Below are 21,741 nucleotides of genomic sequence, written 5' to 3'. Positions count from 1 at the left end.
AAACAACTCATTCCTCTATCCCCCTTTGCTGACGATAATAGCTTGGAGGTACCACCTGATCCCTTCCCGAACTCAGAAGTGAAACTCCAATGCGCCAATGGTAGTGTGGTTCGCCCATGTGAGAGTAGGTCATCGTCAGCTCCCTATTCCAAAATCACCCCCTTTATTCGTTTAAAGGGGGTGTTTTTTTGCTTTGTGGGTTCTTAAGATGTTTTATACAGGGTATTATCGGAGACTTAAAAACCTGAGGCACTACCCTCATGAAAAACAAATAACAAAACAGAATCGTCGTAAAATCCGGTATAAACGTAAGAAGGATGGCATGTCAAAGCTTGGTCGTTGCACGGTTGGATGCTTGATGAGATAAAAAAAGTGTGGCAACTACCACACTTTTAAAAATAAATGAAATACAAGTTTCTTAGCGATTATTTTGATAAATCTATCGCATAATCTGCCAAGCCTTTATTTGAACCATCGTCATTATTTACGACGCTAATATTGGTTAATCCTGCTTTTTGGGCAAAGTCAATTTTGTTTGCACTCGATTTAAAGGTTACAGGACCCGCTGTTTTTACTTTGACAAACCGCCAGCTACGACTGCTACCATTACTGGTTAATGATAAATTCTTAGCCACTTTGATGTAGTTAATCAGCACATCACGATTGGCATCAGGGGATTCAACTACATTGGTACTATTGATATTGTAGTATTCCTTTAGACCTGATGCACGATAGTTATTGGTTGCGATGATAAATGGCGCGTTGTCTTCAATCGGCTTGCCTTTGTAGGTTAAGTTTTGGATACGGCTACCGATAGGTTTAGTCACATCAATTTCATATTGCACATCGGGTGAGGTAAACATATCAAAGTTGTACCCAGGAAAAGTGCTGATTAACGCTTGTGGCGTAGTAAGGCTTGGGTTTATTTGATTAAAGCGTTTGGCAGAATTCTCTAGCCATTTTTTGATATCACTGCCTTGTATTTTTACTGCAAACACGGTATTTGGATACAGGTATAAATCAGCCGCATTGTTAATGGCGATATTGCCTTGCGCGACATCCGTATAATCTGAACCCCCTGCAAATCCGCTTTTAAATGGGGCACTTACTGATAAGACAGGGATATTTTTATATTGTGGCAAATTGGCGTTAATATAATCGCTGATATAATTGGCTTGGGCTTGGTTGACCACTTGAATCGCTGACACATCACCCACATCAGCAAAGTAAGAAGTCATTGAGAAATCGGATGTACCGATTGGCGTTTTGACATAATTAATAGTGGCATTATGTTCTGCCTGAATTAATTGAGCCACTCGCGGGTTAGCTGCTACAAAAGTTTTATCAGCATTTTGGATAGTACGCACTTCCACTTTGGTATTGTTTTTATTGACGACCCATTTTTTGCCATCAAAGGTTAAATTCAATTTGATGACCCCTAACCCTTTGCCCCAAAAACTTGGCATGACCGCAGGTACGTTGTTTAATAAGCCATTAACTTTATCAATACCTGCCTGGTCTAGGCGGGTGTCTTTGCTATTAGCATCGGGAAACACTTGATGTGTGTGTCCCATCAAAATCGCATCAATACCTGCCACTTGCGATAGATGCCAACTGGCGTTTTCCATCGTTGGGCTGTATGGTGAGGTATCAATACCACCATGTGACAAGGCGACAATGACATCTGCACCTTCATTCTTCATTTGTGGCACGTATTTTTCTGCCATTTCTTTCGCACCGGCGGTGGTGACTTTACCGTCTAGCCATTTTTTGTCCCATTGCATAATACCGGGTGTGGTAAAGCCAATGATACCAATTTTTAGCGGTACGGTAACCGTCTTACCATCTGGTGTGGTTGCCGTAAAGGTTTTGGTAATGATTTTATACGGCTTAAACAGTGGCTGATTATTGCGAGCGCTAATGACATTGGATAAAACCAAGGGAAAGTCAGGTCCTTTACAAGCACTGGCACTTGCGGTTATGCCATCAACATTAAACTGACTGCCTGTAATTTGATTAAGATAGTTCAGCCCATAGTTAAATTCATGGTTACCAATCGTACCTGCATCATACTTTAGGTCATTCATAACTTTATAAATGCCCAGTGTTTCGTCGCATTTGACAGGGTTCACTGTTGCTTGATAGTCACCTAAAGCACTACCTTGAATGGTATCACCGTTATCTAGCAAGATATTATTGGTAGATTCACTACGAGCGTTATTAATAAGCGTTGCGGTTCGCTCAAGCCCCAAACTTTTGTCTTCTGTCAACTTGTAATAATCATAACTCATGACATTGTTATGCAAATCTGACGTTTCAAGAATAGTAAAGTTAAGGTTCGTATTGGTAGCGATTTGCTGGGGTTTAGGGTCATTACTATCATTATCATTGTTATTACAAGCAACAAGTGACATGCTTGCTACAATCATGGATGTGGTGAGGCAAATGCGCTTGATTTGGATATTTTTATAATGATGGTTTTTATAATGATGGGTCTTATAGTTCATGATCGCTCACTAAATTAGGCTCAAACAAGAGCGTTGATAAATTTGTGAAATATCATAGAAAGGTTGCGTGACAAAATGATGAATAGCTAATGGTTCATAAAATTCGCCGGCCGCTGCCTACAGTCAAGCGACCCTGCAAACAACCAATTGTTACGACTAAGCACTCACGTATGCATCTGATTGTCTGCCCAATTCCGAGGTGGCCGTTAGCTTGCTCGCCAATACACTTTTAGTACGCTATTATCGCGACTTAACTGTAATAACTCATCCAATAACAAACGCAATTTTTTCGTTGTTGTCGCTTCAAGCCCACCCCAGATGTGGTCAATTTTGTGAGGATGTTGTTGTAAAAAATCTTGTAGGGTCGTAAAAATCTGCTTATGGGGCAGTTGGTTATCATTCGCCACAATTGGCAACACCGTTGCAGGATACTGGGCTAAAACGTCTTCTAAATAAGCCAAATCTAGCGGGCTTTGCAAAAAGGCAAGTACAATCGGTGGTGTTGTCTGCTCGGTCATTTGCCACTGCTCTAACAGTCTGGCTACGGTCGGCAGTGAGGTTTCATCAGCGATTAATAGACTTTGTCCCTGTGGCTGATTAACATCGAGATGATCGATTTTTTCGGGGAATTCTCGCTCACTGGTAAAAATATCGCCTATTTTTAACGATTTTACCCAAGTTTCGCCAAGACTGATTTCGCCGTTTTTTTCTCCATGACAATAGATATCTATCCAAGCAAGGTTTTGCGTTTCACCGTTTTCATCCACAGTTTGCCATGCTTTGCGAAGCGTATAATAGCGGTAGGGGCGGGGGTGCTTTTTTAGGTCGGTGTCGGGCAGTTTGACATCAAATAAAAACGCATAACCTGCCGGCAAATCGGATAAATCGCTATCTGTTTGCACTGTCAAACGATACATATGGTGACTAACCGCTTCCACGCTTTGCAGGCAAAATTGACGCTGCTTGATGTCAATGGTTTTTTTACCTTGTTTGCGGTCACTGCGCTGCAATAAGGCGACATATTGGTCGTTGAATTTTTCAAGGGTTTGGGTCGGCTCACTAAATGCCAAAAGCTGATTGTCTAAGTGTGGCTCGTTTTGCGTAAATTGCAAATCCAACAGCAAGCCTTGTTGATAGATTTGGCGCAAGGTCGCATTTTTTAAGGTTTTTTGCTGAACCTTGGTTAAGTTTAGCAAGCCTAACGCCATGTGCTTCATATCATCGCTGTGGTCTTCGTTGATGTGATCGATGATGTCGGCAATTTCGGGGTCATCAAATAAAGTCAGATTTTCTGGGTGCATAGAATGTAATTTTTGTTAAAGGGCGATAAGGAAAGGACGTGGGGTGACAAGTCCTTTGTTTAGATTTATGAATATGATTAAAACTTCGCTGTTAAGCTAACACTGGCTTGTCGCTCTGCACCCATCCAGCAATTATTGCGGTTATAACAACTACCCACGTAGGTTTTGTCAAAAAGATTGCTGACATTTAGCCCTGCAGTCAAGGTCGGGGAAATTTGGTAACTGCCCGATACATCCACTAAGGTCACGCTAGGCAAGGTGTCAGAATTTGCCTGATTGATTTGCATGCCTGACTGATAGCGAACGCCTAGATTGAGTATGGTCTTGTTATTTGGGGTGATGCCTGCCCAGAGACTGGCTTTGTGCTTGGCGACTTGTTGTGGCATCTTACCGACATATTCTGGGTGAAATTCGTCTTTGGTAATTTCGGCATCGACATAGCCGTAGCCTAGCCCGACATTAAGCCATTTGTTAAAGCGATGGTCGGCTGAGATTTCAAAGCCTTTTGAGGTGATTTCGCCGGTTTGGGTGACGGTGAGCCAGTCGCTAGAATTGAGAGGTTCGTTCTTTTTCTTGATGTCATAGGCGGCAAAGGTGGCTTTGGTCGCTTTATCGGGCGAAACGTATTTAACCCCTGCTTCGATTTGGTTGGCGGTGGTGGGTTTTAGCGGTTCATTTGTGTTATAAAACATACTTACCACAGGCTGAAATGATTGCGAAAAGCTGGCATATGGGGCAAAGCCATTGTCAAATTGGTACATGCTCGACAACCGTCCTGATGTGTGTTTGGCGGTGTAGTCAATAGTATTGTCGGCCACACCTGGACTTTTGGCAATAGTGGTATTTTTATAGTTATCATGGCGTAATCCTGCGACCACCGTCCATTTTTTCCATTGTATTTCGTCTTGTAAATACACACCTAACTGAGATTGTTCGATATCGTTGCTGAGTTGGTAGCCTGTGAGATTGAGGTCAATCTTACTAAATTGGTCGTAGTCGGGGTCAGCAAGGTCAATCGTTGGCACGCCACTATAAATCGCATCCGCATATTTGGCGGTACTATCTGTTTTTTGATAATCCACACCCAATAGCAAGTTGTGTGAACTATTCTTGGTAAACAGGCTATACGCCAACTGGTTATCCGTCGCCCAGTTGGTCATTTTTTCATCGGTGGTGTAAGCAGTACGGGTGAGAATGCTGTCCGAACCATCGATAAAAGGCGAATCTGTGTCAGTTTTGGTATGATAGGTGTTTTTTTGTTGAGCATCGGCATCGGTATAACGCAAGCTGTGTTTAAACTTTAAAAAGTCGTTGATTTTCCAGTTAATCGTTTCACTCGGCATAAAGACTTTTTTGCTAAAATCGTTCCATTTATCGCCGGCATAGGCGTCGGCTTTCAGCTTGCCATAACTGGCGTTATACACCGTACCCACCCCAGGTAGCGGCGTAGAAGGGACTTGGTGTGGGTCATCTTGGTAATAAATGTTGGCAAGTACCGAAACATTTTTGTTAGGTTTCCATACGATAGAAGGATTGATTAATACCCGTTTTTCTTCGGTCGTTTGCATTTGTCCTTCTTTTTCACGGGCTAATGCCACCAGGCGATAATTGGTGGTATCGTTAATAGGACCTGTGCTGTCAATGCCGATTTCTTTGAGGTTATTGGTACCTAAGCGCAGTTTGATTTCGTGTTCAGAGGTGTTTTTTGGGGTTTTGGCGACTTGATTGACCATACCGCCAGGTTCGTTAAAGCCGTATAACGCAGAAGTAGAGCCTTTTAGCACTTCCACGGCTTCAGTTGCATAGATATCAACTTGGGGCATCAGATTCCACGCCCCATCATACGGCAGCCGCATTCCGTCATAAAAGTTGGAAAAATTCTTAAAGCCCCGCATTTCGTACTCATCAAACACGCTGACCGTGCCACGACTTTCGCTACTGACACCTGGTTCATAACGCAGCGCACTCGCCACACTGTCTGCTTGGCGTTGCTGCAATGTCTCTTGCTCGATACGAGAATAACTCATGGGGGTTTTTTCGGGGTCAAGGGCGGTCTTGGTAGCAGTGGTGCGGTAAGCATCACTACGAATGACCAAGGTATCTAATGTGGTTTCAGGTGCTTCTTCGCTATTGGCTGCAACGTCTGCCAGCACTTGACTGGCAAAAACATGGCTGATACCTACTGCTAAAGACGCCCGTATTGCTACTGACAAAAAAGATAAACGCATAAGTGACCCCGCCACAATAAATGATTACAGAAATTTACAGTATGTTAAAATTAATGAAAATAATAACAATAATCATTCTTATTTGCAATGATATTTAATCAGCTGTTACGAGGTTTTAGGGCAGGTCGTATAGATTCTTAATGCTCACCAATCACTGTAATGGCATCTAGACTGGCTTTTTCGCGTTGCAAACCGGTCAGCTCGCTGAGTTCGCCATTTTTCATCATCAACAATCTATCCGCCTTTTCAAAATAGCTGTCATCATGACTGATAATAAACAGCGTTTTGCCCATTTTTTGCAACATGGGAATAATATGGTGATAAAACACACGGCGATAGGCAGGGTCTTGGTCGGCAGCCCACTCATCAAGCAGTAAAATAGACTTTTCTTCGGCGACAGCAAGCAGCATGGCAAGGCGTTTGCGCTGCCCCTGCGAAAGTTCGGTGGCGCTAAGTTGGTTATCGGTGACGCTGACTTTTTCTTTGATGGCTAAAATATCTAGCCAATTATCGATTAACTCGGCATTGGGCGTATTTTGCGCGCTTCCCATCACAGTTTTAAACAGATAAAAATCGCTATAAATCGCTGAAAATAACTGGCGATAATGGGGGTAATGTTCTGAGGCGACAGGCTGGTTATCGATAAAAATACCGGAATTTTCCGCAAATTTAGGCTGATATAACCCTGTGATGAGCTTGGCAAGTGTGGATTTTCCGCTACCATTGGCGCCAATTAAGAACACCACTTCGCCGCGTTTTAACGTAAAGTTGATATGCTTTAAGCCAAAATTTGCGCTATTGTCATAGTGATAATTTATATTTTTAAAAGTAATGACTTGCCAATTTGGGGTTAAAATTTGGGTATCAAAATTTGGGCTATAGTCGGCAAGCTGTAATGATTGTATTTTTTCCAAGGCAACTTTAGCCGTTTGCACGGTGGGAAATGCCCCAATCGCCATCAGTAGAGGCGACTGGATAAACAATACGGTGAGGGCAAACGTAGTGGCGGTGGCGGTATCTACCCAATGATAAATATTGGCTAGGGCATAAATCACCCCAATTACGGCAAACATCATAATATTTGACCAGCTTACGGCTGACAGATGAAAAGTATCGGCTTTGACAATATGCTTGAAATAGTCGCTTGCGTGGCGTTGATAATCATGGGTAAATAGACGGTTGGCACGTTCACGATTTAAGGCAAGTTCTTTTCGTCCATCAATCACCGCTTGATAATCTTGATACAGTGCATCATTGATTTCTCGTAATGTGGCTAAATGGGCATACACATGACCAACGAGTTTACTGCTGATAAAAATGGTCAGCGTAATACATCCCATGACCACAAGCAGCATTGGCAGAGATAAAAACCCCAAATAAACCGCGGTCGCCGTGCAAATAATCACCCCTTGCACCAGCTCAGGCAAGCGTACAAACGCCACGGTAATCGACTGCACATCGGTAGTTAAGCTGGCTAACAGCTTGGCACTACCGATTTTTTCGATTTGGGCGATTGAAGTGTCTAAGATACGTTTTATCAGTTGCGAACGTAATTCAAACACAAAGCGATGCCCTAACTTAGTCAAGGCAAGCTGTGACATCAACGTTGTCGCTAATAAACCCATAATCGCTACCAAAAATATCGCTAATATCTGCCAACTGCCTAAGAGGGGATTATCAGTGCCGGCTGCTGCAATTAAAAAACGGTTAATAAAGGCGATAATAGCGACATTCACCAAGGCATTAAGCAGATTGAGCAAGATGACTTTGATAAAGGCAAAGCGGTGCTGTTGCCAGATAAGGGTCATAAGGGGCATGGTAGTGGGGAACATGTATTTCCTGTTTAGCTTTTATTTTTTAGGCAGTCTCAAATAAAAATCGGACAAAGCAAGCTTCATCCGATGGCAAACGTTAACAATGGGTAAAATTAAAAATCAAAGGTCGCTGACAGCTTCAATGTGCGTGGCTCACCTAAGGTAAGATAGCCTGCACCGTTGTCACCTGCGGTATTTTCATAACCGCCCACCGATGACCAGTAGTCTTTATCGGTGACGTTAGCAATCACCCCTTTGAGCGTGACTGCTTTACCGGCAAGTTGGGTTTTATATCTTGCGCCCAAATCCACAGTGGTGTAGCCATCGACTTTTAGGGTGTTGGCATCATTGGCGTAACGTTTGCCAGTATGGATGACATCGCCTGTTAAGGTTAAGCCGTCTAGTTGTGGTAAATCATATTCTAGCCCTAGGTTCAACAGGTGTTTTGCCGCGCCGATAACTTGCTTACCTTCAGTGGCATCATTGCCGGTGTCTTTTTGTTGGGTATCAAGAAAGGTCACGCCGCCTAGCACTCGCATATTGGCGGTGGGTTGTCCATATACATTGAGCTCAATGCCCTTATGTTGGTTTTTGCCATGTGCTTCAAAGGTAGTATCAACGGTAGTATAACGCGGCTTGTTGGTTTGAAAAACGGTGAGACCTGCGCCGATAACGCCGCGGTCGTATTTCACGCCGATTTCGCTTTGTTTGGTGACGTACGGTGACATGGCTTGACCTGCATTGGTCAGCTCAGTTGCTACGCCATCGATGGTGGTGGTGAGTGGGGCAGTTTCGCCTTTGCTGAGGCTTTGCATATAGTTAGCAAAGACTGACCATTCATCGCTAGGGCGATATAATAGGGCAAACGCAGGCGTGGTTTTACTTTCTTTATATTTGCCATTACTGGCTTGGGTGGTGGGGTTAAAACTTTCGTCTTCAATGGTTTGGTGTCTTGCCCCCAAGGTCACTTGAAGTTTATCATCCATAAAGGCTAGGGTGTCTGCCAATGCCACACTGGTGAGCGTGGTTTCGCCTGTCTTGGTAGGATGGTCGATATCGCCACCTGCTAGCGCCGCCGCTGACCAGCTGGGTTTGGCGTACGAGGTTGGGTGATATAAATTGGTCGTCAGCGTGTTTTGCCAATCAAATTGATAAGGTGCTTTTGTCTGTGCTTTATAGATATTGCCAGACACTACCCAGTTATGGTTGATTTTGCCTGAGGTCAGTTTCCCACGGATACCGATTTCGCCTGTGTTAATGTCATCCTCACGGGCATTGTCAAAGCGATAGGTGGTGCCATCGCCATTTAGATTAGTGACCGTCAAGTTAGCGAGCGAGTTCTCTTCTTCGCCATGACGAAAGCCATACGCGCCATACGCAGTCAAATTTGGGCTAAGGTCATATTCAGCCCGTAATGTGCCAAACACATCTTTTTCATTTGAATAACTCCACGGTTGCGACCAGTTGCTTTTGGCATCAGCGGCATTGGGTACACGGGTCAAGCCTGACAAGGTGACATTGGTGCGCGTTTTTTGTAGTTCGTTATTTTGATAACCCAAATCTGCCGATAACCGCATGTTGTCTTGTCGATAATCTAAGCCCAAACCGACCAAACCCAATTTGGCTTTTTCATCATCGACTGCTGTACCGCCGTCTTGATAGGCGACATTGGCACGCACACCGTACGCTTGATTTGCGCCAAACCGTTGTCCCACGTCTAGGGCAATTTTACCATTTTCGGCATTCTCGCTGCTGATAGTGACTTGACGAATCGGCGTTTGAGTGGCACGCTTTGGCAGTAAATTGACTGTGCCCCCTTTATTACTTCCCCCAGGCGCTATGCCATTTAGGAAGGTGCTAGCGCCACGTTGTACTTCGACCCGCTCAAATAGCTCACTTGCGATAAATTGACGAGGCATAATGCCGTATAAGCCGTTCATCATGGTATCGTCAGAGTTGGTGACAAATCCGCGAATGAGATAAGCTTCTTGAAAGTTACCAAAGCCACGAGCCACACGCACCGTTGAATCTTTTTTTAGGATATCGCCAACAGAATCCGCTTGTTTATTCAGAATAAAGTCATTGGTATAGGCCGTGGTCGAAAAAGGCGTTTCCATGGTCGATTTATTACCCAAAATACCGATACGGCTACCGGTGGCGACTTGCCCACCTTGATAGGCGGGCGGTAAACCAGTTTTTGACGCATCCGCACTTGCAGTAACCACGATTTCATCGAGTAGGGTTTCTGTGGCAGCCTCCGTGGTATTTGCTTCTTCTGCCATCGCCGCGGTTGATAATAAGCCAATCGTACTCGCTGCCAAAGACGAACGCACGGCTAATGATAATAGGGATAAACGCATATTCAATCACTCAAAAGACAATAGATAAAACATTTTTGCGAATGATAACAATTATTATTTCTATTTACAATAAGTAATGATAGCGTAACCAAAGAAGTTATGTTTTTAATTTTTCATACCTTTCATCAACCATAAAAAATATAAGCCGCCTACGATGGAAGCGATGGTGCCCGCAGGTATTTCATAGGGAAAAATCGCATAACGTCCCACCCAATCAGCAATCAACATCAATCCTGCGCCCAGTAGCGCTGATAAGGCTAATTGTTGAGGTAACTGCACCGCCCCCAGTGTCTTGGCTAAATGCGGCGTCATCAATCCAATAAAACTTAGCGGTCCAACCGCCAGTGTCGAAACAGTGCTTAACACCGCTACAAGGCTAAAAATCAGTATTTCGCTACGTTTTACTGATACGCCCAAACTGCGAGCCATCGTTTCATCTAGGCTAATCACCCTAAGCGGCTTTAGTACCAAAAAACTGAGTAAAAATAACCCTGTACCAATGACCATTAATGCCCACGCCGTCACAGGATAAGCATGATATGTTGTGCCCGATAGCCAATTGAGCATCGCTTGTAAGCGAGGGTCGCCTGACAGTTTGATTAAAGTTAAAATGCCACCCATCAATGCAGAAATCGCCACACCCACGAGTAACAAATAGCTTGAGGATAGCCGACGAGCAAGCCACAAAATCAACAGTAACACCAAACCCGCACCTAACAGTCCGCCCAATAAAGGCAATCCCAATGCCCAAAAAGAATCGGTTGCCAGTCCCAGTGTGCCTACTATCACTGGACTAAGCACGAATACCAATACCACCCCCAATGCTGCACCTGAACTGATGCCCATCACTTCAGGACTTGCCATCGGATTGCGCGTCAAGTTTTGTAATAGCACCCCTGCGGTAGCCAGCATCAGACCTGTTGCCATTGCCGATAAGGTACGCGGCAGGCGAAAATTCTCGATAAAACTTACCTCGGTATGCCACCCAAAACTGCCCATCGCATCAGGGGAAATATGTAATACACCCACCGTCAAAAGCAGCAACAACCCTACCGCAACCGCCCAAAAACCGCCACCAAAATATCGGCGTTTGCCGGCCAACAGGCTAGGGCTTTGTTCGGCAATCATGGGCTGTTTACTTTGTCTAATAACCAACCAAATAATCAACCCGGCACCTAATATCCCTGTGACCGACCCCACAGGCAGCGTAATATTAAGTAATGGTTTGAACCAGGGTGACAGTAGCATCACAATGTTATTAGTGAGCCATAACAACATCGCCCCAAAGGCAAATCCTGCCATTAAGCGTTGCCCAATCGGGCGAATCGCTACTACATTAACGACACTTGCCGCAGCCAAGCCCACAAAACTTAAAACGCCCACGCGGCTTACAACGCTTGCCGTGACTACCGCAACAAGGGTTACTACCAGCATACGCACAGCAGCCACAGGCACGCCCAAGGCTTTGGCTTGGCGTTCATCAAGGCTCATGATGGTTAAAGGTTTGACCAAAAACAACAAGATAACGGGCAAGATTAAGCTTATTAGCACAAAAAACTGGCTATTTTGCCAACTGGTTTGGGTTAAGTTACCGCTTTCCCATGCCATGACCCCCATAACCCTTTCTGAGAAAAAAATCATCAACAGTGAGGAAATAGCAGAAAACAAAATATTGGCCACCAAACCACCCAAAATGAGCACCACAGGATTCATACGACTTTTGGCAGCAATCGCAAACACCAAGCCCATACTCAGCAATGCCCCACCAAATGCCACCCAAAAGCTACCATACAAGCCAAAACTGGGAAAAAATAGCGTCACAATTAATAAAGCCAATTGTGCACCTGTTCCTACCGCAAGCGTACTATCTGAAGCAAGGGTGTTTTTGACCAATTGCTGTAGCAAGACACTGACTACGCCCAGTAATCCGCCGGCAAATATCGCCACTAACATAGTCGGCAAAATTTGTAACTGCGCCACCATTTGCGCTAAGGTTAGCGACTGTGAACGGGCAAATAATAACCCCAATGAATCATGCCAAGTAGTTTTAACAACCAAAGCCGTGGTCATTAAAACCAGCGACAATAAGCCACTAAAAAGCCAACAGGCAGGAGCATTAAAGGGCTTGGTGATTCGCTGGTTATCTCGCTGGTTATGTTGTAGCCTAGTTTTATTACCCATGAGCCTTGCCCCCTAACCAATGAGCCTGATTTAATCGCTCGCCAAATACCACCATAGAAGACACGCCGCCATACAGCCAAATCGGCGGTAAGACTGCCATACAGCGGCTATTGTTAGCCCTTGCGCCATAGCCTAGCCGCTGCCACAGCAAATTTTTGGCTAATTCTTGACGTAGCATAGGGCTAAACGGCTCAACCACCACCAAACAGGTGTCATCATCAAGTTTTGCCAAATCACTCAATGCCAGCGAATTAAATCCCCAAAGATTGCCTTTACCCATCTGATTTTCAAGGGTAATCAAATTTAACCCCATCACCTCAAAGGTCGGTCGAAACAGGCTATTGTTGGTATAAATCCGCAAATTATTGCTATCGGCAAACTGCACCACCGCAATTTTTTTGATGTGGGGATGCTTTTGGCGAAATGTCGCACCAAGCTCGCCAAGCTGTTTTTTTGACTGCGTTAAAAATTGCTGGGCGCGTTGCGGCTGATGAATAATTTCACCCAGCTGAAGTGTCGGTTCAGCATAGTCCTGCCAAGTCGCTACCGCGTTTTTTGACATAAAACTCACCGACTTATGGGGTGTGTTGCCGTAAGCAGGTCTTAGATGAGCATAAAAATCATTATCAATAATCACAATATTGTTAGAAGATGAGGTGAGTTGGGCAAGCCGTTCAAAGTTTGGGGTGAATCGTTCCCCAATATCGATAATATCACTTGGCAGCGAGGGCGTGCCCACCCACTCACGGTAGCTTTTAGTATCGCCTGTGGCAATCGGTGGATAGCCTAGGGCGGTGAGGGTCGAAGCCACCGCCCAATCAGGGGTGATGACTTTGACGGTGTGAGCATCTGCGGGCGGCGCTTCAAGCTTTAAATCCCGCTGAGGCTGGCACGCTGTCAAAAAAAATAAAACAATCAACAAGCAAAAAGCTCTCATCACACCACCGCCACTTTGTTACCGGTGACTGGGTGACTCAATAAATGCAAATTGATACCAAAAATCTGGTCAAGCACTTGCGGTTGCATGGTACTGGCGACATCACCAACATGACAAAGCATGCCGTTTTTTAACGCAATAAACTCATCGCAAAACTGTGCCGCAAGATTAATATCATGAATAATAATCACGATCGCCTTGTTTTTGTGCCGTGCCAAATCACGAATGAGACGCAGTATTTCAACTTGATAGACGATATCGAGCGGGGCAAGTGGTTCATCAAGTAGCAGATAGGGCGTATCTTGGGCGATACACATGGCAAGCCATGCCCTAGCGCGCTCACCCCCTGACAGCGTTGCCACTGATTGCTCGGCAAACGGCGTGACTTGGGTCAGCGCCATTGCTTCACGCACCTTAGTATGGTCTTGTGACGTGGGCTTTTGTAGCCATTTTTGATAAGGGTATCGCCCTAACATCACCAGTTCGGCAACGGTAAATTGACTGGCATCAGGCAATTTTTGCGGTAAATAGGCGACTTGCTGTGCGAAGGTTTTTGGCGGTAAATCAAAGATTGATTTGTCAGCAAAATCCTGTAATAAAATCTGTCCGCTAGTGGGGGGTGTTTCCCCTGCCAAAGCTTTAATTAGGGTCGATTTGCCCGAACCATTATGCCCAATTAAGGCATAGATTTTTCCCTTATCAATGGTGACATTGATGTTGTGTAAGAGGGTTTTTTGTTGGCGTATGACGGTAAGCGATTGGGTGGTTAGCATGAGTTGCCCAAGGTCAAAGTTTTAAAATAGCAAATCATAGCATTGATGATAATAATTATCATTAATTTTTATAAACAAGAATTAATATCATTTAAGATATTGATAACGATTCTCATTCACACTATAATACAGCGATGTTAAGACTTTTCCTAAATATACAGCCCTATAACTATGCCTATCCAACGTCACGCTAACTTTAGTCCAGCCCATTTCTCAAACGATATTAGCGCCATAGTCGATAAAAAGTCGGGCACGTTGGCACTGATTGGCGTATTGAGCTTACACGGTATCGTAGCGATTAGCTTGGCAAATATGGCAATGCCTAATATCAAACCGCCCAACGTCACGCCACCGTTAGAAATTAGCTTTATCGCGCCACCACCTGCGCCAACCAAGCCGAAAGAGATGACGGTAACAGCCGAGCAACAACCGATAAAACAACTACCCAAACCCGTCGAAAAGCCAAAAGAAAAGCCCATAGAAAAAGTGGAAGAAAAACCAAAAGAAAAGCCGATAGCAAAACCCATCAACAAGCCTATTGAGAAAACGGTTGAAGAACCGATTGCTAAAAAACCTGTAGAACAACCGGTTAAACCATTACCGGAACCGTTGAAACCAGCAGTAAATCCTATCGTCAAGCCGCCACAAGTTGATCAAAACATTGTCATGGCAAGGCAACTTGCCCTCGCCAATGAGCGAGCCGAACAAGCGCAAAAACAACAATTTGAGCGCCAACAAGCACTTGCCAGACAGCAAGACTTAAAACAACAACAAGAATTAGAACGGCAACAAGTCCTTGCACGGCAAAAAGCGTTGGAAAACCAATTAATTGAACAACAAGAGCGTGAGCGCAAACAAGCAGAAATGGATCGTCAAAAAGCGCTAGCTGATGCCAAAGCCAGACAAGCAGATGAAGCTAGGGCGAAAGCCGAAAAGGCAAAACAACAACAAGCCGACAAGGATAAAGAAGCCCAGCAAGCTCAAAATAATTCACCTGTAAGCTTTTCGGCAGGGCAAGCAAGTTGGCGACGGCAACCTAGCTTTAGCTGTGATAGTGAAGACCTCGAAAACGGCGCATTAACAGCGACTATTCGCTATACGGTGGACAAACAAGGCAATCCAACCAGCGTCACTTTAGCCAAATCGACCGGCAATGCCAGAGTCGATAGACAACTGTCAATGCAGGCTAAAAGCGGCAAATTTAACCCCTTTACCAAAAATGGTGTACCGGTGGTAGGTATTGTCAATCTACCGGTTCGCTGTCAATAACTATGATTGTTAAAAAAATCCGTTCTTCATGAAACTTATCACTGTACAAATCGCTTTAACTAACATCACATGCCCAGTGTAGATATAAAAAACCCTCTAAATAAGCTATTTAGAGGGTTTTTCTTAGAGATTTTTGCTAGCTGATGAATTAATTGTATTCAATAACAAAGTCTTCAGTGGCTACGCGTACTTTTGCCATAGGCGCAATCCAATCACGTGCTGGATCTGCAACACCCACGTACATGATTACGATACTTTTTAGCCCCAATTTCTCTAAACCTAATACCTCGTCAATCAGCTTAGGATTAAATCCTTCGGCAGGGCAACTGTCTACTTTAAGCTCTGCTGCTTGTGCCAACGCAAGTCCCAATCCAATGTAAGCTTGGCGAGCGATATGTTCAAAGTTTTCGTCTGCGCTTTTTTTGGCCACACTTGCTTTGAGCATGGAAGTATAGCTATCAAAACGCCCTCTAGGTAAGCCACGCTCATCTGTGGTCATGTCATATACGGTATCAATTTTTTCGGCGCTATAATCCTGCCAACCTGCAAAAACAAGCACGTGAGAACATTCTTTCATGCAGTCAGGATTGAGCGCACCCGCCACTAGCTGCGCTTTAATGGCTTGGTTTTTGACCACAATAACTTTAAAGGGCTGCAATCCCGATGAGGTAGGCGCCAGTCGGGCGGCTTCGATGATTTTGTCGATATTTTCTTGACTCACACTTTGGTTTGGGTCAAAGGCTTTGACGGCATGGCGCCATTGTAAATTTTCAATCAGTGACATGAAATATTCCTAATCTAGTGATACAACTATAATGATAATAGTACAGTGATAAAAGTTATTGTCCGAGCCTTTAAACAAAGCTATAGAAAGCTCGTTGTTACCAATTTTGTCATTGGCTGTTAGAACGCTTGAAAGGCTTTCAACTTGCTCAACAAAACGGTGAATGTGCCCAAATTGGTCTTTGACAGTTGAGCACGCCACTTGCAATGGCAATTATGTTAAATTGATTATGCCACAACCTTGGTATGAAGGCGTACGTCAACATTACCACGCACGGCATTGGAATACGGGCAGACCTTATCCGTCGTCTCAACCAAGGCTTTGGCTTGTTCTTCGCTGACGCCGCTAAGTTCAATATACAAATCGATGTCAAGCGCATAACCGCCTTGGCTATTCATACCAAGCCCAACCACTGCTGAGGTTTTTGAGCTGACGCCTTCTAGCTTCATGCGCTGTGCCACATGAGTCAACGCATTGTCAAAACAAGCGGCATAACCCATGGCAAATAATTTTTCTGGGTTGACGCCTGTACTATTTTGCTCAGGGGTTTGTAAATCAAAGCCTAGTGAACCATCTTCTAGTGCAACATGACCTGAGCGGCCGCCTGTTGAGGTAGCAGTTGGAGTTTTATAAAAAATTTTCATAAGAGTACCTTATTTTGAATGCTTAACTTGCGTGAATGAATAAAAAAAATCGGCGTGACAACATTCGCCACAGTATTTAGATTTTAATATTTAAGTTTTAAAAAATTATATTTTACACAATATAATTTTCAGTGCCTAGATAAGGTAATCAAATTCTCACACGCTGCATACAAACTAATAACAAATGACTAAAAATGCTAAATTTAACGATACCCCAACAAGACGCATGATAATAGATAAGATATAGGCACATAGCGCTTAAAGATGAAAATTTGTTTAATGGTTTTTGGGTGATAGATTGTGGGTACACACCTCCGTATGAGTCGGGCAAAGTTTTTGCGCCACTCGTTGTAGCAGCTCTAGTGCTTCGTCATCTAACTGCATGGCAGCCAACATAGCACTAGGAATGGACGCAGCTTGGATTTTTAGCGCATCCCCTTTGGCAGTGAGCGATATTTGTACCACCCGTTCGTCTTGCGTGGCACGCTCACGGTGCACAAAGCCTTTGGCTTCAAGTCTTTTAAGTAAAGGGGTCAGGGTGCCGGTATCAAGGTCTAAAAAATCGCCCAATGTGCCGACAGTTTGTGGACTTTTTTCCCATAGCACCAGCATGACAAGGTACTGTGGATAGGTCAAATCCAAGGCTTTTAGCAGGGGACGATAGTGGCTAGTGATACTTTTTGACAGTGAATAAATGGGAAAACATAACTGGTTGCTCAGTTTGAGGGCATCAAGGCTCATCGTATTTTTTGGGACTCTAGAGATGAAAGGGTCATTGACCACTATAGGAAAAAACGCATCTTTGTGCAATCATTAACCACAATTAGCGGTCTGTACGGTCAAGCAGTTGATAGCCGATGATAGTGCATAATGTGATAAAGATGGTGGGTTAAATGACGGCATTTGTTTTTAAATTCATAATCTTGCATAATGGGTTTGGTATACTAAAAATCAAGGTGGGGATATGCGAATTGAGCCTTGGCACTGGCTGATTTTGGGGTTAGTGCTGATTATTCTTGAACTATTCTTGACCAGTTTTGTGAGTTTATCGATTGGTGTGGCGGCGATTGTGGTGGCCGCTTTGTCATGGCTATTACCGTTTAGCTGGTTTTTTTGGCTGATGGTATGGCTGATACTGTCGGTGATTTTTACTATCATTGGCTTTAAATTTATCAAGCCGTATATGCAAAATCGTACCACAGCAGGATTGGGTTCGGGGGTTATCATCGGGGAAACAGGCATGATTGTTCAAAGTCCGCAAGCAGATAAATTGGGCAAGATTCGTTTTAGTGTGCCAATTTTTGGGGCGGATGAATGGGTGTGTCGTAGCTATCAAAGCGCACCGCTGGCAGTTGGCGATAGAGCCATTGTCGTGGATGTTATCGGTAATGAGTTGCTTGTAGAATCCACCAAGCAACAATAAGCATTAATAAGCATCAATAAAGGAATTGTCATGGAAGCGTTGAGCGGTATTGGTATTTTTTTGGTCGCCTTTGTGCTATTTACCCTTTATAAAGGGGTAAAAATCGTACCACAAGGGTTTAAATGGATTGTACAGCGTTTGGGTAAGTACCATCAGACCTTAGAGCCTGGGTTGAATTTTATCATTCCTTATGTCGATAACGTGGCATATAAAGTAACCACCAAAGACATAGTGCTAGATATTCCATCGCAAGAGGTCATCACCCGTGATAACGTCGTGATTATCGCCAATGCGGTGGCGTATATCAATATCGTGCATCCAGAGCGCGCCGTATATGGTATTGAGAATTATGAGCAAGGTATTCGTAATTTGGTACAAACCTCACTGCGTTCTATCATTGGTGATATGGATTTTGACAGTGCGTTATCCTCGCGTGACCAAATCAAAGCCGCGCTAAAAATGTCAATTTCTGATGATATTGCAGATTGGGGAATTACCCTAAAAACCGTGGAAATCCAAGATATTAGCCCATCATCCACCATGCAAATGGCGATGGAAGAACAGGCGGCCGCGGAGCGTCAACGCCGTGCTACAGTGACCAAAGCGGATGGTCAGCGCCAAGCGGCGATTGCAGAAGCCGATGGACGTCTTGAGGCTTCACGGCGTGATGCCGAAGCGCAAGTGGTGCTGGCGCGAGGCAGTGAGCAATCAATTCGCTTGATTAGCGAAGCGGTGGGCGAGCGCGAAATTCCGCTGCTATATCTACTAGGTGAGCAGTACATCAAAGCCATGACTGATATGTCAAAATCACCGAATGCCAAAACCGTGGTATTGCCTGCTGATATCTTAAATACCGTGCGCGGTATGATGGGGGAAGTGGGCGATAAAATCCACCGTCCTTGATATTGGGCGTGACTCACCTGCTCATTAGAACGCTGACTGAAACCGCTGACTGAAAACCGCATCACCTTGCGGTTTTTTTATTCGCCCAAATTGGGTAACCATGACATTTTAGGATGTAAAATATGCGTGAAATGAAAAATTTACTATTGGTATTACATACCCCATCAGATAATACCCAGCGATTAGCAGAAGTTGCAAAATCCGCCACACAGCTAGCGGATATTGATAACGTCACTGTGATTGCTAAAACACCGTTACAAACCCAAGTGGAAGATGTGTTAAAAGCGGATGCCATTATCATTGGCACGACCGAAAATTTCGGTTATATGGCGGGGTTGACCAAGGATTTTTTTGAGCGAATTTATTACCCCGTGCTTGAGCAAAAACAAGGGCTGCCTGTGGCGTGCTATATCCGTGCTGGGCTTGACGGTACAGGTAGCAAACGCGCGGTAGAGAGTATCGTCACAGGGTTGCGTTGGCGCTGGATACAACCGCCTTTAGTATTAAAAGGTGAATGGTCAAGCGCATTTGATGAGCAAGTCGCTGAGCTTACCATGGCAGTCTGTGCAGGTTTATCATTGAGTATTTTGTGACCGCTTTAACATGATTTCCGAGTAAATTACTCAAGTTTTTTTTCCGCGTGATTAGCAAGTTTGTTATAATATCAACAATTTCACATTGTATGACACGCTGTAAGGATAGTTATGACCCGTAAGCCTGAACTTTTATGCCCTGCTGGCACTTTTCGTAATATGCAATATGCGTTTGCCTATGGCGCAGATGCCGTCTATGCAGGACAAGCACGCTATAGCTTACGGGTGCGCAATAATGATTTTGATGAGGAAAATCTTGCCAAAGGGATTGCCTACGCCCATTCACTGGGCAAGCAATTTTATGTCGTGGTCAATATCCAAGCGCATAATGCCAAGCTTAAAACTTTTATCGAAGACATCCGTCCTGTGATTGAAATGAAACCCGATGCGCTGATTATGTCAGATGCTGGGATGATTATGATGGTGCGTGAAGCCTTCCCAGAGCAGGTAATTCACCTATCGGTGCAGGCCAACGCGGTGAACTGGGCAACGGTAAAGTTTTGGAAACAAATGGGCGTCAGCCGCGTGATTTTGAGTCGCGAGTTGTCACTCAAAGAAATCGAACAAATCATCGCTGAAGTACCCGATATGGAAATTGAGGTGTTTGTGCATGGGGCACTTTGTATGGCGTATTCGGGTCGTTGCTTGCTCTCTGGCTATATCAATAAACGCGATGCCAACCAAGGCACTTGTACCAATGCCTGTCGCTGGTCATACAACACCTATAAAGCAGAAGAAAACGAAACGGGCGATATCGTGCCTACACAATCTACTACCCAACCTATCAATAGCCCCGAAGTTTTTGTGCCTACTCAAACCACGCAAGAAGATGCCATTCAAACTATCAATCTAAATGGTGATGTGGTGATGGGCGATGACTATGTACAGCAGCCATCGGATGAAGTGGTACTGATTGAAGAACAAGGTCGCCCAGGCGAATTGATGGCGATGTTTGAAGATGAACATGGCACTTATATTATGAATTCTAAAGACTTACGTGCCGTTGAGCTAGTGCCTGAGCTAACCCATATGGGCGTACACTCACTCAAAATCGAAGGCCGTACCAAGTCGCATTATTATGTGGCACGCACCGCGCAAGTGTACCGCCAAGCGATTGATGATGCCGCCGCTGGTAAGCCATTTGATACAGGCTTAATCACCGCACTCGATGGGCTCGCCAATCGCGGCTATACCGAAGGCTTTTTACGTCGCCACGTGCATAGTGATTACCAAAACTATGAATATGGGTCATCAAAAACCGATCATCAGCAGTTTGTTGCCGAGATTAGCGACATTACCCCAACACGCTTAACCTTAATAATTAAGAACAAATTAATGGTGGGTGATACCATCGAAATCATGACGCCGCAGGGTAATTTGAGCTATCCCCTCAAAGAAATGTGGAATAAACAAGGTGAGCCGATTGATGGCGCTTTAGGCTCTGGCTGGGTGTGTCAAATCGCCAATCCGTTTAAAGAGATGCAGGATGATGTATTGCAATTTGCGTTAATCATGAAAAGCGTCAGTGAGCCGATTTTTACCTAAGGTGTTGTCGAGGTATCAGGCAGGAATTGTGGATGCAAGATGACAATGTATGGCGCCTAAGTGCGGTGTCAATCGTTAATCGCTAAAGGTAAAAACAGACTACAAGACATGGCATTAAAAATCACTTCCGACTGTATCAATTGCGACATTTGTGAGCCTGAATGCCCAAATGAAGCCATTAGCTACGACAATAAAGTACAAAAGACCTACGTCATCAATCCTGACTTGTGCACCGAATGCATCGGGTTCTATGATGAGCCAACCTGCGATAAAGTCTGTCCGATTGACTGCATCATCAAAGACGATGAGCGCCCTGAATCGCCCGAACAGCTGCTTGCAAAGTATAAGCAAATTTGGCAAAAATAATACTAACAAAAAGTTGCGGTAAATGTTGCCAAAACATTTTACTATAAGTTAATCAATTTTTTTTGAAGTGATTACTGGCATTTTTTATCAAAAAACAACAATCTAAGTGACAT

The 21,741-nt window shown here is 44.3% G+C and carries 17 protein-coding genes and 1 rRNA gene; 7 read left to right on the top strand and 11 right to left on the bottom strand.

Going from position 1 to position 21,741, the window contains the following annotated elements; translation table 11 throughout:
* The first annotated feature begins 27 nt into the window (after positions 1-27).
* Positions 28-141: ribosomal RNA gene (gene rrf, locus AXE82_RS06380) — 5S ribosomal RNA — on the top strand.
* Positions 142-425: 284 nt separating this feature from the next.
* Here rrf and AXE82_RS06375 read toward each other — a convergent pair.
* The 8 genes from AXE82_RS06375 to AXE82_RS06340 form a co-directional block, all read right to left on the bottom strand.
* Positions 426-2,507, bottom strand: a complete 2,082-nt coding sequence (locus AXE82_RS06375; RefSeq protein WP_082741430.1) for a bifunctional 2',3'-cyclic-nucleotide 2'-phosphodiesterase/3'-nucleotidase — start codon at positions 2,505-2,507, stop codon at positions 426-428.
* Positions 2,508-2,713: 206 nt separating this feature from the next.
* Positions 2,714-3,808 (bottom strand): SIP domain-containing protein, encoded by a 1,095-nt coding sequence (locus AXE82_RS06370; protein WP_062332702.1) that lies wholly within the window; start codon positions 3,806-3,808, stop codon positions 2,714-2,716.
* 77 nt (positions 3,809-3,885) lie between these two features.
* Positions 3,886-6,036: a TonB-dependent siderophore receptor gene (locus tag AXE82_RS06365; RefSeq protein WP_062332700.1), complete on the bottom strand. Its 2,151-nt coding sequence runs from the start codon at positions 6,034-6,036 to the stop codon at positions 3,886-3,888.
* A 137-nt stretch (positions 6,037-6,173) separates the two neighbouring features.
* Positions 6,174-7,844, bottom strand: a complete 1,671-nt coding sequence (locus AXE82_RS06360) for a multidrug ABC transporter permease/ATP-binding protein (protein ID WP_082741486.1) — start codon at positions 7,842-7,844, stop codon at positions 6,174-6,176.
* Between the two features lie 119 nt (positions 7,845-7,963).
* Complete coding sequence (locus AXE82_RS06355; RefSeq protein ID WP_062332697.1) at positions 7,964-10,210, bottom strand: TonB-dependent receptor; 2,247 nt, start codon at positions 10,208-10,210, stop codon at positions 7,964-7,966.
* A 105-nt stretch (positions 10,211-10,315) separates the two neighbouring features.
* A complete protein-coding gene (gene fhuB / locus AXE82_RS06350) occupies positions 10,316-12,391 on the bottom strand; it encodes a Fe(3+)-hydroxamate ABC transporter permease FhuB (protein WP_062332694.1) in 2,076 nt (691 codons plus the stop codon).
* Entirely contained in the window at positions 12,384-13,313 is a 930-nt protein-coding gene (locus AXE82_RS06345) for an ABC transporter substrate-binding protein (protein WP_227713374.1), read from the bottom strand. Before AXE82_RS06345 ends, fhuB begins: the two co-directional genes overlap by 8 nt.
* A 14-nt stretch (positions 13,314-13,327) precedes the next feature.
* On the bottom strand, positions 13,328-14,101 hold the full coding sequence (locus AXE82_RS06340) for an ABC transporter ATP-binding protein (RefSeq protein ID WP_062332687.1): 774 nt from the start codon (positions 14,099-14,101) through the stop codon (positions 13,328-13,330).
* Positions 14,102-14,272: 171 nt separating this feature from the next.
* Here AXE82_RS06340 and AXE82_RS06335 point away from each other — a divergent pair, with 171 nt between their 5' ends.
* Positions 14,273-15,370, top strand: coding sequence for an energy transducer TonB family protein (locus AXE82_RS06335; protein WP_062332684.1), 1,098 nt, complete (start codon positions 14,273-14,275; stop codon positions 15,368-15,370).
* A 148-nt stretch (positions 15,371-15,518) separates the two neighbouring features.
* Here the strand turns inward: AXE82_RS06335 and AXE82_RS06330 are convergent, their stop codons facing one another.
* The 3 genes from AXE82_RS06330 to AXE82_RS12395 all read right to left on the bottom strand — a co-directional run bounded on the left by AXE82_RS06330 (position 15,519) and on the right by AXE82_RS12395 (position 17,539).
* Entirely contained in the window at positions 15,519-16,154 is a 636-nt protein-coding gene (locus AXE82_RS06330) for a nitroreductase family protein (protein ID WP_062332681.1), read from the bottom strand.
* Between the two features lie 227 nt (positions 16,155-16,381).
* On the bottom strand, positions 16,382-16,798 hold the full coding sequence (locus AXE82_RS06325; RefSeq protein WP_062332678.1) for an Ohr family peroxiredoxin: 417 nt from the start codon (positions 16,796-16,798) through the stop codon (positions 16,382-16,384).
* Between the two features lie 276 nt (positions 16,799-17,074).
* The gene (locus tag AXE82_RS12395; protein ID WP_062332674.1) at positions 17,075-17,539 is read right to left on the bottom strand and encodes a MarR family winged helix-turn-helix transcriptional regulator; all 465 of its coding nucleotides are present in this window, start codon (positions 17,537-17,539) and stop codon (positions 17,075-17,077) included.
* Positions 17,540-17,762: 223 nt separating this feature from the next.
* On the opposite strand from AXE82_RS12395, the gene AXE82_RS06315 reads away from it, so the two are divergent.
* From AXE82_RS06315 to AXE82_RS06295, 5 genes are all read left to right on the top strand, one after another.
* Complete coding sequence (locus AXE82_RS06315) at positions 17,763-18,221, top strand: NfeD family protein (RefSeq protein ID WP_062332671.1); 459 nt, start codon at positions 17,763-17,765, stop codon at positions 18,219-18,221.
* A 30-nt stretch (positions 18,222-18,251) separates the two neighbouring features.
* Complete coding sequence (locus tag AXE82_RS06310; RefSeq protein ID WP_062332668.1) at positions 18,252-19,124, top strand: SPFH domain-containing protein; 873 nt, start codon at positions 18,252-18,254, stop codon at positions 19,122-19,124.
* A gap of 122 nt (positions 19,125-19,246) precedes the next feature.
* The gene (locus tag AXE82_RS06305; RefSeq protein ID WP_082741429.1) at positions 19,247-19,717 is read left to right on the top strand and encodes a flavodoxin family protein; all 471 of its coding nucleotides are present in this window, start codon (positions 19,247-19,249) and stop codon (positions 19,715-19,717) included.
* 111 nt (positions 19,718-19,828) lie between these two features.
* On the top strand, positions 19,829-21,262 hold the full coding sequence (gene trhP / locus AXE82_RS06300; protein WP_062332665.1) for a prephenate-dependent tRNA uridine(34) hydroxylase TrhP: 1,434 nt from the start codon (positions 19,829-19,831) through the stop codon (positions 21,260-21,262).
* 108 nt (positions 21,263-21,370) lie between these two features.
* Positions 21,371-21,628 (top strand): YfhL family 4Fe-4S dicluster ferredoxin, encoded by a 258-nt coding sequence (locus AXE82_RS06295; protein ID WP_007117256.1) that lies wholly within the window; start codon positions 21,371-21,373, stop codon positions 21,626-21,628.
* Positions 21,629-21,741 lie beyond the last annotated feature (113 nt).

The sequence above is a fragment of the Moraxella osloensis genome (assembly GCF_001553955.1).
Lineage (GTDB): Bacteria > Pseudomonadota > Gammaproteobacteria > Pseudomonadales > Moraxellaceae > Faucicola > Faucicola osloensis.
This window is presented reverse-complemented; position numbering and strand designations above follow the sequence as displayed.